The following is a 16,170-nucleotide window of genomic DNA, read 5'->3' as shown; positions in this document are numbered from 1 at the left end:
GCGGGGGGTGACGGCCGGCTCGGCGTCCCTTTGCGAGCCCGCGCTCGCGTGCGGCGATTCACTTGACGATCTCCAGGACCGCCATCATGCCCGCGTCCTCGTGATTGAGGATGTGGCAGTGCAGCACCGTCCTGCCCGTGAAGTCGGTGAAGTGGATCCGGACGACGATCCGGCCCTTCGGGGGAACGCTGGCGGTGTCCTGCAGGCCGTGGCCGTGGTGTGGCCGGCCGTTGATGCTCATCAGCTGGAAGTCGTCGACGTGGACGTGGAAGGAGTGCTCTTCGTTGCTGTCGTTGCGGACGACCCATTCCTCGACCGTGCCCAGCTTCGACCGGACGTCGACCCGGTTCATGTCGAACTGTTTCCCATTGATGTAGTACTTGGTGCCCGCCGCGTTCTCGGAGAACACGAGGGTGTGCCGTGCGGCGATCGGGGCGTGGCTCAGGTCCTCGACCGGTGCGAAGGCGGTGGGCAGCGTGACCGGGTGGACCGGCGTCCCTGCGGAGACGACGGTGGCCAGGGTCGCCTGGGGGAACTTGTTTCCACCGGGCCCGGTGCTGTACGGGAGCGTCTCCAGCCGGGTGGTGCCTGGTGGACCGCCTTGGACGAGCACGTCGAACCGGGTTCCCGCGGCGAGGAGGAGTGAGTCCGCGGTCCAGATCCGGTCGACCGGGTTGGCGTCGTGCGCGATCACGTGGAAGCGCTGTCCCCGCAGGTGGACGTAGTAGTAGACATTGGCGCTGACGTTGGCCAGCCGCCAGAGTTGGACCTCGCCCGGCCGGATCTTGATGGTCGGGTCGAGTTGACCGTTGACCGTACGGGTGGTGGGCGCGCTGATCTTCAGGTTCTGTGTCTTGACCGTGTCGCCCTGAACCTGGAAGTCCTTGAGCGCGATGACGTGGTCGGTGATGCCGCGCAACGACCGCGGCAGGTGTTCTTTGAGCCCGTCGACGATGATGATCCCCGACATTCCGCCGGCGACCTGGGGCGCGGAGATGGGGTCCGCGTGCGAGTGGTACCAGTAGGTGCCGGGCGCCAGGTCGCGGGGGAACCGGTAGGAGTAGTGGAAGGTCCGGCCGGGCTCGATGCGGACGAAGATGTTGTCGGAGTGGCCGCTGGGGGACACGTGCATTCCGTGGACGTGCAGGTTCGTCGGCGAGGTCAGCCGGTTCTCCATCGCCAGATCCAGCCTGTCCCCGGGCCGGATCCGCAGTGTGGCGGGCATGTACCGGCCGTTGTAGGTGAGGGCCCACAGCTTGCGACCGCCGACGTCCACCCGGCGTCGTTCCACGACGATCTTCACCCGCAGGAGCCCGTCGTGGCTCACCAGCTGGGGTGGGTCCCGTAGCGCCGCTCCCCCCGGCGCCGATGGTGACGGCGACGGCTCGCCGGCGGAGCCGCTCGGCAGCGGAGCGATGACGAGGGCCACCGCTGCGTACAGGTAGGTCAGGCCGGCTCGAGAGCGCATCACACCCCCCGATGTCGATGCAAGGTCGAACGCCATGCTGGGAGCACCGGATCGGCACCCGTGGGTCACTTACCGTTATCGGCCGGAAACGGACGATTTAAAACATTGTCAAGGGCCCACGGCCACGCCGTACGGGCTGTTGCCGACGGTGACGGTCGCGGTGACCTTGAGGGTCTTGGCGTCGATGACTGCGAGGGTGCCTGCCCCCTGGTTCGTGACGTAGATCGCGGAAGAGCCGACCGCCACGTTGAACGGGTCGGTGCCCGGGGGGCCGACGGAAACGGTCGCCGAGACGCGGTGTCCACGGGTATCGATCACCGAGACCTTCCCGGGGCCGAGAACGGCGACGTACGCCGAGCGGCCGTCCGGTCCGAGCGCCACGTCGAACGGGCCCTCGCCGACCGGCACGGTGGCCGTGATGGTGCCGGTACGGGTGCCGACGACCGAGACGTTCGCCGCCGTCTCGTCGGCGACGTAGGCCGACCGGCCGTCCGGGGCGACGGCGACGCTTACCGGTGACCGGCCTGCGCGAATGGCCCGCACGACCCGGTGCGTACGGGTGTCGATGACCGATACGCTGCCCGATCCGGCGTTGGCGACATAGGCCGCGTTGCCGTCCCGGCTGACGGCCACCTTCACGGGGGACGTGCCGACCGGGATGGACCTGGTCACCCGATTGGTCCGGGTGTCGAGTACGGAGACCCTGTTCGAGCCGCCGTCCGCGACGTAGAGCGCCGTGCCGTCCGGGCTCAGGGCGACACCGCTGGGACTCTTCCCGACCGGCACGGTCCCGACGATCTTGTTGGTCCGGGTGTCGAGTACGGAGACGCCGGCCGATCCGCTGTCCGCGATGTAGGCGTGGCCGCCGGCCGGAGCGACCGCGACGCCTGCGGGTGCCGTGCCGGCCGGCACGGTCGCGACGACCCGGTTCGTTCGGGCATCGATCACGGAGACCGTGTCGTCGAGTTGGTTGGTGACGTACACGTGGCCGTCGCCACCCGAGCGGACGATCGCGGAGGACATCGTCGCCGAGGCCGACCCGGCCGATGCCGCGAGGAGACAACCGGACGCCGACAAGAGCCCGAAAGCGGCCCCCCGCACCGGCCCGAGAGCCCTCCCGCACGGCCGGTCGACGGCACCAGGCCGGTTTCGCCAGGTGGAACGCATCTCGCCTCCTGTGCGCATCGCAGGGGATCCGGTCGTGGCCCGGATCGCCTTTTCGCCGGAGACCGGTCGGCCTGGGCGGCCCCGGTCAGGTCAGGAGTCCACGGGCGTAGTAGTCCTTGTCGTCACGCACGCCGGGAAGGGCGAAGAAGTAGCCGCCGCCCCGCGGGCTGATGTACGGCACCAGCATTTCGTCTTCCAGCCGGTTCTGCATGGTGATGTAGGTGTCGAGCTCACGCTGGAAGCAGCAGAACGCGTGCCCCAGGTCGAGGCCGCCGTGCACGTCGGGGCTTCGGTCGTAGTCGTAGCTGCGGCGCAGGATGGAGCTGGTCGACGCGGTCTGCGGGGTCTGGGGATTGGCGAGGCGGACATGGGAGTGCAGCGGGGTGATCAGGCCCTGCGGGTCGTTGGTGTAGATGGGATCCAGGTCGTCTGACGTGTTGTCGGACACGGCGTACATGGGGGCACCGCTGACCTTGCGGCGGCCGAAGATCCGCTCCTGCTGGGCGACGGGTACCTCCTGCCACTTCTCAAGATCGAAGTGGACGATGCGCACCACCTGGTAGGTGCCCCCCGTCGCCCAGACAGGCTCAGTGGTACGCGGTTGCGTCCAGACGAGCTGGTTCAGCTGGGCGGTGTTCGTCGTGTCCGGGTTGGAGATGCCGTCTTTGAAGCCGAACCAGTCCCGCGGGATTCCGTCGGGGCGCGGTGGATTGCGCTGGCAGTGGATGCGCCAGCGCTGCCTCATCGCGCCGTTGGTGTGGGCCAGGATGTCGAGCAGCGCGTGCACGGTCGTGTCCCGGTGTTCGGCGCAGAGCTGCACCAGAATGTCGCCGTGGGACAGCGCGGGATCCAGGTCGTCGTGCGCGAATGGACTCATGGTGACGAGCTGGGCCGGCTTGCGCGCGGCCAGTCCGTACCGCCCGAAGAGGGTCGCGCCGACGGCGACCGTGATGGTGAGATCATCCGGCGCGGCGTCGGGGCCCAGGATGCCGGTGTCCGGTGGCGCCGCACGCGGCGGCGCCTTCGGCAGCGTGCCTCCCGCGGTGAGGGAGCGGGCCCGCCTGGTCAGCGTGCGGAACAGGTCAGTGAGTTCCGCACGGCCGGAGGCGGTCACGTCGAAGGAGGCGAAGGCTCCGATCGGCTGCGGAGGAGTGGCGATGCCCGCCTGATGGGCGCCGTGGAACGGAATCGCGCTCGTCCTCGCGCCGTCGCCGCTCGCCGAGTCCGCGAGGGCCTCGTCACCGCCCAGCAGGCTCCCGCCCGCGGCCCCGACGAGACCGGCGGCCACTGTGCCCCGAAGGAACGACCGCCGCGCGAGGAGATCCGCCGGACACCCCCCGCCGCGCCACCTGTCCTCTGGGGTGGGAGGCCTCTCGTCAGTCATGGTGTCCTCCCGGAACGAGTCCGGTGGTGTGCCGTGTCTGCGCAGCCCGTATGACCACCATACTCTCGGCACACGCAGGTGTAAGCGCGATCATCTGGTGCCCGGGCGCGAGCGTGCGGGCGTCGGTCTCGTACCGCGGACGCGTGGGCTATGCGAGCGTCTCGGCGAAGCGGTCGACCTGCCCGGGGTCCGGGGACCAGCAGTAGAAGATGATCTCATCGGCTCCGATGCCGGTCAGCCGGTCGACGGCGGCGCGGATCTCACCGGAGGTCGTGAGCATCCTCTGCACGACCAGGTCGGTGTAGTTCGGCGGCAGCTCCGTGTACTCCGGTCCGCTGTAGTAACGGCGAATGTGACCACGCGCCTCTTCGAGAGTCTGGTCCGGGCCGAGCGCGGCGTTGAGCTGGGCGACCAGTTTCGGGCTGCCGGTGCGGTCGGCCGATCGCCATGCCTGCTCGGTGGCGCGGAAGAGGCCGTCCACGTCGTCGATGGGCGACGCGCACAGCAGGCCGTCCCCGAAGCGGGCGATGCGCCGGATGGTCGCCGGCGCGAAGCCGCCGAACAGGACCTCCGGACCGCCATCGCGTGCGGGCGCCGGTCCGATCGGCCCGATGTCCTCGGCGTACGGCTCGCCGGACCAGATGCGACGCATGTCCGTCATGATCTGGTCGAGGCGTGCCCCGCGGCCGTGCTGGTCGATGCCCGCGGCCTTGTAGTCGTCGCGCCGGGCGCCGAGCCCGATGCCGAGCGTGAGGCGGCCGCCGGACAGGCGGTCGAGGGTGGCGGCCTGCTTGGCCATCAGCGCCGGTTGGCGAAGCGGGGCGAGCAGGACCTCGGTCTGCACGCGGATCCGGCCGGTGGCGCCCGCGATCGTGGCCAGCGCCACCAGGGGTTCGGGGTTGTCGTACACCAGGCGATCCAGCAGGGCCAGGGTGCTGAACGGGCCGGCGTCCGCTTTCCGCGCCCAGTCGAGCAGGACCGACGGATCGCCGCCGGGCAGGCCGAGGCCGACGTTCATGTAGGACACCCCCCCGTGTATTCGAACCTACCCAGGTGGTACCCGGGCGGCACGCAGGTGTCATTGACAGCCGTTCGTCGACTCCTTACGCTCACCAAGCGGGCGCTAGGTTGGGTGGAGGTCTGCGTGGCGGCACTGGCCAGTGACATCGGAGGCACCTTCACCGACGTGGTCCTGGTCGCGGACGGCCGCGTCCACGTGGCCAAGACCCTCACGACCCCGGACGATCCGACCGAGGGACTGGTGCGCGGCATCCGCCGGGTGCTGGCCGACGCGGGGGTCGCGGCGGCCTCGGTCGACCGGTTCACGCACGCGACGACGCTCGCCACGAACGTCATCCTCGAGCGCCGTGGCGCGGACGTCGCGTTCGTCACGACGCGCGGCTTCGGTTCGATGCTCGCGCTCGGCCGTCAGGCGCGCGTCGAGGAGGAGCGGTACGACCTGGCGTTCTCGCCGGGCGAGCCGCCGGTGCCCGCGACCCGTACGTTCGAGGTGCCCGAACGCCTCGCGGCCGACGGCACCGTCCTGACCCCGCTCGACGAGAGCGCCGCCCGGCGGGTCGCCGAGCGCGTCGCCGACCTCGGCGTCGCGGCCGTGGCGATCTGCCTGCTGCACTCCCACGCCAACGACGCGCACGAGAAACGGCTGGCGTCCCTCATCGCCGAGCGGCTCCCGGAGGGCACGCCCGTCGTCGTCTCCTCGGAGGTCTGGCCGGAGCTCGGAGAGTACGAACGCGCGACGACGACGCTCATGTCGGCGTACGTCGGTCCCGTGATGGGTTCCTATCTGCGCCGCCTGCGCGATCGCCTGGCCGAGCTGGGCATCACCGCGCCGGTGCACGTCATGGAGTCGGCGGGCGGGGTGCTGCCCGCCGAGCTCGCCGCGTCCCGCGCCGTCTACACGATCGAGTCGGGCCCGGCGGCCGGGGTGGTCGCGGCGACGCGGGAGGGCGCCCGGCACGGACTCGCCGACCTGATCTCCTTCGACATGGGGGGCACCACGGCCAAGGCCGGGCTCGTACGAGGCGGGCGCCCAGGCGTCACCCACGAGTTCCAGGTCGGCGGCAAGGGCAGCTTCGGCGGACGACGACCGGGCACCGGCGTGCCCATCAAGGTCCCGGCGATCGACCTGGCCGAGGTGGGGTCGGGCGGTGGCTCGATCGCCTGGGTCGAGGCCGGCGCGCTGCGAGTCGGGCCGCGTTCCGCCGGGGCCGCGCCCGGCCCGGCGTGCTACGGCCGGGGCGGAGCGCTGCCGACGGTCACCGACGCCGACCTGGTGCTCGGCTACCTCGACCCGGAGGGCTTCGGCGACCTTCGCCTGCGCCCCGACCTGGCCGAGGAGGCCATCGCCCGGCACGTCGCCAAACCGCTCGGCGTCGACGTGGTGGAGGCGGCCGCGGCCGTCCACGACATCGCCGGCGCCCAGATGGGGACGGCCGTGCACGTCGTGACCGTCCGGCGCGGCATCGACCCGCGCGGCTTCACCCTCGTCGCCCTCGGCGGCGCCGCCCCGACTCACGCCGCCGGCCTCGCCGAGCGGTTCGGGATCCGCCGGGTGCTCGTCCCGGCGCGCTGCGGCGTCGGATCGGCCGCCGGGCTGCTCCACGCCGACCTGGCCATCGAGCGATCGCGGACGTTCCTCGCACCGGCCACCACGGCCGACCCGGTCGCGCTGGAGGCCGTGCTCGCCGACCTGGAGAACGCCTGCCGCGCCGACCTCGGCCTGCGCGACGCACGGTGCCGGGTCACGCGTTCGGTCGGCCTGCGCTTCGCCGGGCAGGCGCACGCCTTCACCGTCGAACTCGGCCCGGAGGCGGTCACTCGCGAGGTCGTCGACGCCGCCGTTGCGGAGTTCTACGCCCGGTACCGCGAGTCGTACGGGATCGACCTGCGCGACCCGGCCGAGCTCACCGTCGCCCGTGCGCGCGTCTCCCTGCCCGCCGACGCGGCACACGTCCGCGGTGCGGACCCGCCGCGACCGGCTCCGGACCGCACCCGTCGGGCGTGGTTCGGGGGCGCGTTCCGCGAGGTGCCGGTGCGGGAACGCGCCGCGTGCGCTCCCGGCGAACGGTTCACCGGCCCCTGCGTCGTCACCGAACCGCAGGCGTCGCTCGTCGTGCCGCCCGGCTGGAGCGGCGTCCTGGACGACCACGGCGCGGTGTCGCTGGAGAGGGAGAACGCGGATGCGTGACGACCTGATCGCGGAGATCCTCCGCAACGCCCTGCGCGTCACGGCCGAGGAGGCGAGCATCGTCGTCGTCCGCTCGGCGTACTCCACCTTCATCGTGGAGGGCGCGGACGCGGCGGCGGCGATCCTCGACGCGAACGGCCGCCTGGTCGCGCACTCGCTGTCCACCGCGATCATCCAGTGCGCGAGCCTGCGCAGCGCCCTCCCGTACGTCATCGAGGCCTACCCGCTCGCCGACATGAGCCCGGGCGACGTCTTCTGCCTCAACGACGTCTACCAGGGCGGCGTCCACGCCAACGACCTCCTCGTCTTCCGGCCGGTCTTCCTCGACGGGAGCCCCGCCTACTTCACCGGCACGCTCATCCACGTCGCCGACCTGTCCGGCCTGTCGGCCGGCGGGATGGCCAGCGACGCCACCGACGTGTTCCTCGAGGGTCTCCAGCTGCCGCCGGTTCGGATCGCCACCGCGGCGGGCTGGGACGAGGGCCTGACGCGGGTGCTCGCCGCCAACAGCCGTACCCCCGACAAGCTCCTCGGGGACCTGCGGGCGCTCGTCGCCGGCGCGAACGTCGCCGCCCGCCGCCTGGAGGCACTCGCCGCCGAACAGGACCTCGCCGCCGGGATCGACGGCTACCTCGCGCACACCGAGGCACGGATGCGTGAGGAGCTCGCGCGGCTGCCGAGGGGCACCTACGAGGGCGAGTACGCCGTCGAGGACGGTGACGACCGGCACTGGGTCCGCGTCGCGGTGACCGTCCACGACGACGGCGTCCTGGTCGACTTCACCGGCACCGACCCCCAGGTCGCCACGCCGGTCAACTCGGGGTTCTCCCAGACGCTCGGCGGCGTGATGTACGCGCTGCGCTGCTTCGTCGACCCGTCACTGCCGATGAACGAGGGCTGCTTCGCGCCGGTCGACGTGCGCATGCCCGAGGGGAGCCTGGTCAACTGCACCAAGCCCCACCCCGGCGGAGGCCGGTGGGGGACGGTCGCCGCGGCCGAGGAGGCGATCTTCGCCGCACTCACGCGGGCGCTTCCCGGCCGCGGCGCGGCCGCCTCCGGCATCCTGCAGGCATTCAGCATCAGCGGCGCCGCGCGCCCGTGGCTGCACATGGCGTTCGAGCTCGGCGGCATGGGCGCGCGGTACGGCCGCGACGGTCCGGACGCGACCGGCGCGCTGTTCGGCGGCGGGCGCAACATCATCCCGCAGGTCGAGCCGATCGAGGCCCGGCTGCCGGTGCGCATCGAGGAGGTCGCGCTGATCCCCGACTCCGGGGGCCGGGGCCGCCGGCGGGGCGGGCTCGGAACGCGCACGGTCATCCGGGTGCTGGAGGACGCGCGGGCCGACACGCGCGGCGACCGGCTGCGCCACCCGCCCGCCGGAGCCGCGGGCGGCGGGCACGGGCGCGGCGGCGGCTACTACCGCGAACGCCCCGACGGCACCCGCGAACCGCTGCCGTCCAAGGCGACGCGCTCGCCGCTGCGCGCGGGTGAGGCCCTCGTCGTCGAGACGTCCGGCGGCGGTGGCTACGGCGACCCCGCCGAGCGCGACCCCGAGGCCGTACGACGGGACGTATCCGACGGCAGGACCACCCGGTGAGGTTCGGCATCCCGCTCGGCCTCGTGCACCCGGGGATCTGGCGGGACCTGACGGTGGAGGCCGACCGCCTCGGCTTCGAGTCGGTGTGGATGCCGGAGCACCTGGTCTTCGCCACCGATCTGTCCACCGCGGCCTATCCGGGTACCGGCCGGCCCGGCATCGTGCCGTCGACGCCCCTGTTCGACGCGCCCGCGTACCTGTGCGCGCTGGCCGCCGTCACCGAACGGATCCGGCTGGGCACGGCCGTGCACCTGTTCGCGCTGCGCCATCCGTTCGCCGGCGCGCGGGCGTTCGCGACGCTGGACCAGGTCTCCGGCGGGCGCGCCATCGCGGGTGTGGGGGCGGGCTGGTACGCGGGGGAGTGGCACGCGGCCGGGATCGACTTCGCGAGCCGGGGTCGGCGGCTCGACGAGGCGATCGACGTGGCCCGCCGCCTGTGGACCGAGGACGTCGTCGAGCACCATGGGGAGTTCTTCGACTTCGACGAGGTCGCCTTCGAGCCCAAGCCGCGCGGCATCCCCCTCCTCGCGGGCGGCGAGTCGCCCGCCGCCCTGCGGCGCGCGGCCACCCGGTGCGACGGGTGGATCAGCATGCCGCACACCGTCGAGTCGATCCGCCCGCAGCTCGATCGGCTCCGCCGTCTCCTCGCGGAGGAGCCGCCCGACCGGCCCTTCGAGATCACCGTGCACGCGTATGAGCTGTCCGGCCCCGAAGAGGTCGGTGCATGGGCCGACCTCGGTGTCGACCGGCTGATCGTCCGGCCCTGGACACGAACCGGCGAGGCCCTCGACGGCCTGCGCCGCTTCGCCGCGGAGTACGAGATCCAGCGCGACACGTGAGCCGGCCGGCCGACATCCTTCTCGCTTCTCGCCGGGACGGGCGCGGGGCGTGCTCGCGGCCGGCAAGCGACGGTGCTGGAGGGCTGCCAATCCGTTGACTTTGGGTTATCGCCGTTCCCGGCCCTCCGCGACGGGCCATATTCCCAAGGTCAACAAATGGGCGGGAGGGCGGGGTCGGCACCGCTGCCACTCGAGGCCGACCCCGGCCCACCGTCTCGTCCGACCGGACGCGCGAGGTCGTCGAGACGGCCCCCAAGACCAGCCCGCGATGGCTGCCGCAGGAGCACTGGTCCGTATTGCCTACTATACCGATCGGAAATTATCTGTAAAGCCCGTGCGGAGATCCGATCGCCGAACCTCCCGGTCTCAGCCGGTCTTGAGGGCGTCCAGCACCGCCTCGTACATCGCCGTGCGAATCTTGGCGACCGTTCCGCCGTCCTTGCCCGCCAGGGGAGCGGCGACCTCGAGCGCCGTCGTCAGCACCTCGGCCTCCGGGGCGGTCCGGTGGACGATGCCCGCCTCTCGTGCGTCCTCGGCGCCGTACCGCCGGCCGGTGACCATCGCCTCGTGGGCGGTGACCTTGGGCAGCCGCGCCTGGATCAGCGCGGCCATGCCCGGTGTGAAGGAGAGTCCCAGGTCGACCTCGGGCAGGCAGAAGTACCCGCGGTCGGTCCGCATGACGCGGTGGTCGTGCGTCAGCGCGAGCATGGCTCCGGCCGCGAAGGTGTGACCGTTCAGTGCGGCGACCGTCGGCATCGGCAGTGTGAGGAACCTTGCGAACAGCGCGTGCACCCTGTCGAGATACGGGTTCCACTGGTCGGGGTTGCTCGTCAGCCAGTCGAGGTCGAGGCCGTTCGAGAAGAACTTTCCGGTGCCGGTCGTCACCAGGGCCCGTGGCCCCCTCGTGGCCTCGAGGTCGTCGAGGATCTTCTCGAGCTCATCGAGGAAGCCGGGGCTGAAGCGGTTCTCTCCCTCGTCGAAGCGAAGGATGCGAACGTCCCCGTCCCGCCGTAGCTCGATCATGCCGTCTCTCCTGTGCTACTGGTGAGTAACTGCCGGGACGAGCATCTCATCTCCGCGCCGGTTCCGGCAGAGGCGGTCGTTGGACTGGCCCGAATTCGGCCCCGTGTCGGCGGGCGCGCCCGATAACCTGGGTCCATCGCCTCCGGACGGGAGCGTCCCCCAGCGGAAGAAGGACGGCATGAGCGAGGAATCCGGCTCCGTCGAGATCCTGTTCGTCGACGGCGCAGACGTGCCCATCAAGCACAAGCACGCCGACCGCATGATCGTCATGCGCGACGCCGCCAAGCCCGACGGCGACGCGCTGTACTACACCCCTGCCGAGTGGGAGGCGTTCGTCCTCGGGGTCAAGGACGGCGAGTTCGACGACATGGTGGAAGACGCGCCCCACTCGCCGCAGAGCTCCTGAGGGAGGTCCTCACAGGCCTCCTCGCGGCGGCGGCCGGCCTGCTCCTGCTCTGGCTGGTCCTCGTCGTCTTCCTGGCGCTGGCCCGGCCGAAGGGCGGTGCCCTCGGTGACGCGGTCCGGCTGCTGCCCGACCTGCTCCGGCTCGTCGCCCGGCTCGCGCGTGACCCCACGCTGCCCCGCGGCGTACGCCTCAGGCTGTGGCTGCTGCTCGCCTACCTGGCGATGCCAATCGACCTGATCCCCGACTTCATCCCGATCCTCGGCTACGCCGACGACGCGATCCTCGTCGCGTTCGTCCTGCGATCGGTGATCCGCCGGGCCGGACCGGACGCGGTCGCCCGTCACTGGCCCGGCACCGAGGAGGGACTCCAGGCCGTCCGCCGCCTCACACGGACGTGAGCACGGCCGGGCCGTCCGCGGATCGACGGCCACCGAGGCTCAGCCGTCTGCGGGTCGACGGCCACCGAGGCTCAGTCGTCGCGCAGGGCGCGGTCCAGCCGGAGCTGCGCGGAGACCCGCCGCGGATCGCCGGGCGGCAGCACGGCCGCCAGCCGCATGAGGATCTCCAGGTCGTCGTCCGCCACCTGCGCGTAGCACCACAGCGCGTCGAAGTCGCCGCGGTGCAGCAGCTGCCGGCGCAGTTGCGCGGCCAGCTCGTCCCGCTCGGCCTGCACGGCCGGGGACTCCGAGCGGGGGAGCAGCGGCCCCGGATACAGGCGTACGGCCGCCGTGACGTCTCCGGCCGCCAGTAGCCGGCGTACGGTCAGGAAGTCGGCCTCGACGTCGCAGTCGAGGCGGTACGGCTTCGCCCGGACGATGTTCCCGAGCTGCCCCCGCAGCCGGTGGATCTCCGCGCGTACGGTCACCGGATTGGCCTCGTCGCCGTAGAGGTGCAGCGACGACTGCTCGCCGGTCAGGCCGCTCGGGTGCAGTGCGAGCAGCGCGAGCAGCTCCGCGTGCCGCAGGGACAGCGGGATGCGCCGGCCGTCGAGGACGGCGCAGGGTTGTTCGTCGCCGAGCAGCCGCAGGGTGAGCGAGCACCGGTCGTCGGAGCCGGTGGCGCGCAGGAGGTACGCCTGACCCAGTGTCTCCGCCACCGCCGTGCTGCCGTCGGGCAGGGCGACACGGGCGCCGGCCTCCGGGACGACGACACGTCCGCCGCGCCAGCCGTCGGGATCGGCGGCCAGGATCCGCCCCGTCGTCGTCACGAGGGCCCGGGTGTCCCCGCACACGTGCCGCAGGTACCGCGCGCGCAGGCACTCGTCACGGTGGTTCATCTCCAGGGTCAGCCAGGCCTCGGCCAGCCGGGCCGCGGCCTCCACCAGCGCGACGACGGCCGGGTGCAGGGCGTCGGCCGTCGCGCTGATGTCGACACAGGCGATCACCTGGTTCGTGTCCGGGTCGACGATGGGCGCGCCGGCGCACGACCACGGGTGGAGCACCCGCACCAGATGCTCGGCGGCCCGGACGTAGGCCGGTGCGCGGGTGCTGAGCGCCATGCCGATGCCGTTGGTGCCGATCACCTCCTCGGACCAGCGGAACCCCTCGATCAACCCGACGGTGTCCGCCCGCCGGCGCACGTCGCTCGGTCCCTCGCTCCACAGCACGCGGGCGTCGCCATCGGTGATCACCATCAGGTGGGTGGTGGCGTCGGCGACGCCGCGCAGCGTGTCGCGCAGCTGCGGAAGGTGCCGGTCGAGGGGGTGGGCCGCACGGACGTCGGCCACCCGGGCGGCGTCGATCGCCTGCGGTGCCGCGCGCGTCTCCGGGTCGACCCCCGCGTCGAGCGAACGGCGCCACGACTCACGGATCGGAGGGCGGCCGGTGAGGGCGGCTCCGGTGACGGCCGCCTCGTGCAGCGCGGCGGTCCGGAGATCACAGTCCGCGGGGTTGTCGCACACGTGACTGCTTCGCATGGCGCTTCTCCACTGGGGGCGTGTCTGCCCTGAGCATTGGGGCTCCGGACCCCGGCCGCAAGCGATTCGGCCAAACTGGCGACCTGCGATCATCGCCGTCGGTCATCGAACGGTTGCAACCTGTTTGCAACCCCGGCTCGTCTACCGTACGTTCCGCGACCGCAACGGGGCGTCACCTTTCCGCTCTGGTCCGCGGTCGCACGTGGCGGTCAGCCCGGACCCGTGAGAGGGGACGGATCCGGTGCGCCGCGCACGCGCCCGCCGCCGTTGGGCCCGCCGGGAGAGGAGTGCCCCGGCGGCGGGCGGCCCCCCTCCGGTCATTCCGGGCCGGGGGCGGCCGCGCCGTACAGCAGGAGGCGGAGCGCCTCGGCCGTGCCCGAGGGGTCGCCGGTGGCCAGGCGGCGGACCGCGAGACCGTAGAGCAGCGCGACGACGGCCGGGGCCTTGGCCTCCGGCTCGGGGATGTCCAGGGCGGTGAGGATCGCGGTCGTCAGCCGGTCGTAGGCCTCCACCGAGCGGACGGCGGCCTCCCGTACCAAGGGGTCGCGGGACGCGTGGAGGTGCAGTTCGAGGGTCGCGACCTCCTCGGGGCCGCGCGGCAGGTCGGCGATGGCGCGTTCGGCCTCGACGACGGCCTGTTCGGGGGTGATGCCCTGGAGTCGTGCGGCGATGTCGCTGATCCGGTGGATCTCCGCGTCGACGTACCGGACCAGGGTCTCCCGCAGGAGCTCGGCCTGGCTCGGGAAGTGGTACGTCAGCGAGCCCAGTGCGATGCCGGCGGCCGTCGCGACGCGCCGGTTCGTGACCGCGCCGACACCGTGCTCGCCGATCAGGCGAAGGGTGGCGAGCAGGATGCGCTCTCGTGTGTCTTCCATTGCGGGCCAAGTCTGGCCTATCCGGCCCTTCTCACCGTAGCCCTTTCCGGATTATCGTTCGTTCGAACGAACGAATCCGACTTTCGGGGGATCCGGTGATCGAAGGACTCACCACAGACGCCGCCCGACTCGCCGCGGGCGAGGTCTCCGCGCGCGAGCTCGTCGAGTACTCACTCGACCGCATCGAGCGTGACACGCTCGGCGCCTTCCGCGTCGTCTGCGCCGAGCAGGCATTGGAGGAGGCGGACCGGGCCGACCGGTGGCGCGGAGAGGACCGCCCTCCGCTGCTCGGCGTGCCCGTCGCGATCAAGGACGACACCGACCTCGCCGGGCACATCACCCCCTTCGGCTGCCGCGGAAGCCATCAGCCGAAGACCGCCGACAGCGAGGTGGTGCGCAAGCTCCGCGCGGCCGGCGCGATCGTCGTGGGCAAGACCAACACCAGCGAGATCGGGCAGTGGCCGACCGGGGAGACCACTGGGTTCGGGATCGTGCGGAACCCCTGGGACCTGGGGCGGACGCCGGGCGGGTCGAGCGCGGGTTCGGCGGCGGCGGTCGCGGCCGGCATGGTCTCCGGGGCGGTCGGCTCCGACGGCGCCGGCTCCCTGCGCATCCCCGCCGCGTGGACCGGCCTCGTCGGTCTCAAGCCCCAGCGCGGCCGCGTCTCCGTCTGGCCGCACGTCGATCCCTTCTACGGCATCACGGTCGCCGGCCCCCTCGCCCGTACGGTCGAGGACGCGGCGCTGCTCCTGGACGTGCTGACCGGCAACCACCCCGACGACGTGCACCGCCCGCCCGCGCCCGCCGAGCCGTACCGTCGGGCAGCCGCGCGGGAGCCCGGTCGGCTGCGGATCGCCCTGTCGTTCCGCACGCCGTTCGGCGTGCCGTCCGCGGTCGACCCGGAGATCCGGGCGGCGGTGCTGCGCCTCGCGGGCGTCCTCGCCGATCTGGGGCACGCGGTGTTCCCGGCCGAGCCGGACTACGGGCTGATCGGCCTGAACTTCCTGCCACGCGGGACCGCCGGGGTCGCGGACTGGCTCGACGACACCCCCGACCCCGACCCGGAGCCCGCCACCCGCACCGAGGCGTTCCTCGGCCGGCACATCGGGCGGCGGCTGATTCCCGCCGCGCGCCGCGCCGAGCCTCGTATGGGCCGCCGGATCGGCAGGATCTTCGAGCGCGCCGACGTCGTGCTGACTCCGGCGACCGCGCAGCTCCCGCTGCGGATCGGCGCGCTGAGCGGCCGCGGGTGGTGGGCGACCGGCAAGCTGGCGACCGCGGCCTGCCCCTTCTGCTGGGCGTGGAACGTCCTCGGCTGGCCGGCCATCGGCGTGCCCGCCGGGCTCAGCTCCGCCGGCCTGCCGATCGGCGCGCAGTTCCTGGGCCGGGAGAACGACGAGGCCACCCTCCTGTCCCTCGCCGCCCAGCTCGAAGCCGCCGAACACTGGACCGGCCGCCGTCCGGTGGAGGCCCAGGGCAGCATCCGCGACCTGGCGTAGCGTCTCCTTACCGAGCTGATCCCCGGCCATAGAGGGCACCGGACGCCAGGTTGGCCTTTGGCTCACGTTTAAGTGATCTGTTCCCTTTGTGGATAATCGCCGGTCAATGGGCCGCGTAGCTTGGCGGGTATGGCGGCGTTCCGCGGTGGAGGGGGGCAGTCCAGGGGCCAAGTCGGCCCGACCTCCCTGCTTCCTATCGCCGTGTTCGCCCTGATGGCGGGCGTGGCCGGGTGCGGTTCCTCGTCGGGCACCGGGATGGCGGCGTACGGGACGACGTCCAGCCCCTCGCCGCCGGCGGGCGTGCAGCGCACGATCAAGATCCCGGACTCCTTCGGTGACTACACGCGGATGACCGGCGCGGACGCCCAGGGCGTCATCGAGGCCATCCGCAAGGCCCAGGCCCAGCAGAACCCGGTGTTCGCCGCCAAGATGAAGATCGCGGTCTATGAGAGGCGCGGGAACGCGCAGCAGCGGATCGCCTTCATCGGCCTGGCGGCCGGGGACCATCCGACCATCGCCCAGGAACTGCGGTCGAACCCGCCCTCGGCCGAGGTCGACTCCGCCCTCGCGGCCATGCCGCTGACGGGCCCCAAGGACTACCCGGCCGGGCACCTCGGCGGCACCCTGCGCTGTGCCGCGGGATCGCACGGCGGAGCCGGGTGCGCGTGGGGCGATGGCTCCACCGTGGGCGTGGTCGCGGGTTCCGCTCCTTCCGCGGACGAACTAGCGCGGACGACCCTGGCCCTCCGTAACGCCGCCGAGCGCTGACGGCGTCGACTCCCGAGGTGG

At 72.3% G+C, this 16,170-nt stretch carries 14 protein-coding genes; 7 read left to right on the top strand and 7 right to left on the bottom strand.

The window, feature by feature from the left end; translation table 11 throughout:
• Window positions 1-58 precede the first annotated feature (58 nt).
• From NE236_RS16280 to NE236_RS16265, 4 genes are all read right to left on the bottom strand, one after another.
• Window positions 59-1,468: a multicopper oxidase family protein gene (locus NE236_RS16280; protein WP_252842809.1), complete on the bottom strand. Its 1,410-nt coding sequence runs from the start codon at window positions 1,466-1,468 to the stop codon at window positions 59-61.
• Window positions 1,469-1,576: 108 nt separating this feature from the next.
• Window positions 1,577-2,491 (bottom strand): YVTN family beta-propeller repeat protein, encoded by a 915-nt coding sequence (locus tag NE236_RS16275; protein WP_252842808.1) that lies wholly within the window; start codon window positions 2,489-2,491, stop codon window positions 1,577-1,579.
• A 229-nt stretch (window positions 2,492-2,720) separates the two neighbouring features.
• A complete protein-coding gene (locus NE236_RS16270) occupies window positions 2,721-4,019 on the bottom strand; it encodes a Dyp-type peroxidase (protein WP_252842807.1) in 1,299 nt (432 codons plus the stop codon).
• Between the two features lie 148 nt (window positions 4,020-4,167).
• Window positions 4,168-5,037 (bottom strand): LLM class flavin-dependent oxidoreductase, encoded by an 870-nt coding sequence (locus NE236_RS16265; RefSeq protein WP_252842806.1) that lies wholly within the window; start codon window positions 5,035-5,037, stop codon window positions 4,168-4,170.
• A gap of 126 nt (window positions 5,038-5,163) precedes the next feature.
• Here NE236_RS16265 and NE236_RS16260 point away from each other — a divergent pair, with 126 nt between their 5' ends.
• Genes NE236_RS16260 through NE236_RS16250 form a run of 3 tightly spaced genes read left to right on the top strand, consistent with a single transcriptional unit; the run spans window position 5,164 to window position 9,663 of the window.
• Entirely contained in the window at window positions 5,164-7,227 is a 2,064-nt protein-coding gene (locus tag NE236_RS16260; RefSeq protein ID WP_252842805.1) for a hydantoinase/oxoprolinase family protein, read from the top strand.
• Window positions 7,220-8,824, top strand: coding sequence for a hydantoinase B/oxoprolinase family protein (locus NE236_RS16255; RefSeq protein ID WP_252842804.1), 1,605 nt, complete (start codon window positions 7,220-7,222; stop codon window positions 8,822-8,824). Before NE236_RS16260 ends, NE236_RS16255 begins: the two co-directional genes overlap by 8 nt.
• The gene (locus NE236_RS16250) at window positions 8,821-9,663 is read left to right on the top strand and encodes a TIGR03619 family F420-dependent LLM class oxidoreductase (RefSeq protein WP_252842803.1); all 843 of its coding nucleotides are present in this window, start codon (window positions 8,821-8,823) and stop codon (window positions 9,661-9,663) included. Before NE236_RS16255 ends, NE236_RS16250 begins: the two co-directional genes overlap by 4 nt.
• A gap of 366 nt (window positions 9,664-10,029) precedes the next feature.
• Here the strand turns inward: NE236_RS16250 and NE236_RS16245 are convergent, their stop codons facing one another.
• The gene (locus tag NE236_RS16245; RefSeq protein ID WP_252842802.1) at window positions 10,030-10,686 is read right to left on the bottom strand and encodes an enoyl-CoA hydratase/isomerase family protein; all 657 of its coding nucleotides are present in this window, start codon (window positions 10,684-10,686) and stop codon (window positions 10,030-10,032) included.
• 178 nt (window positions 10,687-10,864) lie between these two features.
• Here NE236_RS16245 and NE236_RS16240 point away from each other — a divergent pair, with 178 nt between their 5' ends.
• Window positions 10,865-11,092 carry a DUF397 domain-containing protein gene (locus NE236_RS16240; RefSeq protein ID WP_252842801.1) on the top strand — a complete coding sequence of 76 codons (228 nt, stop codon included), beginning with the start codon at window positions 10,865-10,867 and terminating at the stop codon, window positions 11,090-11,092.
• Complete coding sequence (locus NE236_RS16235) at window positions 11,008-11,490, top strand: YkvA family protein (protein ID WP_252842800.1); 483 nt, start codon at window positions 11,008-11,010, stop codon at window positions 11,488-11,490. The genes NE236_RS16240 and NE236_RS16235 overlap by 85 nt, the downstream gene beginning before the upstream one ends.
• A gap of 71 nt (window positions 11,491-11,561) precedes the next feature.
• Here NE236_RS16235 and NE236_RS16230 read toward each other — a convergent pair whose 3' ends face one another.
• Complete coding sequence (locus NE236_RS16230) at window positions 11,562-13,007, bottom strand: GAF domain-containing protein (RefSeq protein ID WP_252842799.1); 1,446 nt, start codon at window positions 13,005-13,007, stop codon at window positions 11,562-11,564.
• Window positions 13,008-13,324: 317 nt separating this feature from the next.
• Window positions 13,325-13,882: a TetR/AcrR family transcriptional regulator gene (locus NE236_RS16225; RefSeq protein ID WP_252842798.1), complete on the bottom strand. Its 558-nt coding sequence runs from the start codon at window positions 13,880-13,882 to the stop codon at window positions 13,325-13,327.
• 95 nt (window positions 13,883-13,977) lie between these two features.
• Between NE236_RS16225 and NE236_RS16220 the strand changes: the two genes are divergently transcribed.
• Together NE236_RS16220 and NE236_RS16215 are read left to right on the top strand one after the other, a co-directional pair.
• Window positions 13,978-15,381, top strand: a complete 1,404-nt coding sequence (locus NE236_RS16220) for an amidase (RefSeq protein WP_252842797.1) — start codon at window positions 13,978-13,980, stop codon at window positions 15,379-15,381.
• A 201-nt stretch (window positions 15,382-15,582) separates the two neighbouring features.
• Window positions 15,583-16,149, top strand: coding sequence for a hypothetical protein (locus NE236_RS16215; protein ID WP_252842796.1), 567 nt, complete (start codon window positions 15,583-15,585; stop codon window positions 16,147-16,149).
• Window positions 16,150-16,170: the final 21 nt, after the last annotated feature.

Source organism: Actinoallomurus purpureus, assembly GCF_024055795.1.
Classification (GTDB): domain Bacteria; phylum Actinomycetota; class Actinomycetes; order Streptosporangiales; family Streptosporangiaceae; genus Actinoallomurus; species Actinoallomurus purpureus.
This window is presented reverse-complemented; position numbering and strand designations above follow the sequence as displayed.

What these genes read in the sequence shown, in the direction of transcription:
- NE236_RS16280 (WP_252842809.1), bottom strand. Translation starts at nt 1,468, where the DNA reads ATGCGCTCTCGAGCCGGCCTGACCTACCTGTACGCAGCGGTGGCCCTC.
- NE236_RS16275 (WP_252842808.1), bottom strand. Translation starts at nt 2,491, where the DNA reads ATGTCCTCCGCGATCGTCCGCTCGGGTGGCGACGGCCACGTGTACGTC.
- NE236_RS16270 (WP_252842807.1), bottom strand. Translation starts at nt 4,019, where the DNA reads ATGACTGACGAGAGGCCTCCCACCCCAGAGGACAGGTGGCGCGGCGGG.
- NE236_RS16265 (WP_252842806.1), bottom strand. Translation starts at nt 5,037, where the DNA reads ATGAACGTCGGCCTCGGCCTGCCCGGCGGCGATCCGTCGGTCCTGCTC.
- NE236_RS16255 (WP_252842804.1), top strand. Translation starts at nt 7,220, where the DNA reads ATGCGTGACGACCTGATCGCGGAGATCCTCCGCAACGCCCTGCGCGTC.
- NE236_RS16245 (WP_252842802.1), bottom strand. Translation starts at nt 10,686, where the DNA reads ATGATCGAGCTACGGCGGGACGGGGACGTTCGCATCCTTCGCTTCGAC.
- NE236_RS16240 (WP_252842801.1), top strand. Translation starts at nt 10,865, where the DNA reads ATGAGCGAGGAATCCGGCTCCGTCGAGATCCTGTTCGTCGACGGCGCA.
- NE236_RS16230 (WP_252842799.1), bottom strand. Translation starts at nt 13,007, where the DNA reads ATGCGAAGCAGTCACGTGTGCGACAACCCCGCGGACTGTGATCTCCGG.
- NE236_RS16225 (WP_252842798.1), bottom strand. Translation starts at nt 13,882, where the DNA reads ATGGAAGACACACGAGAGCGCATCCTGCTCGCCACCCTTCGCCTGATC.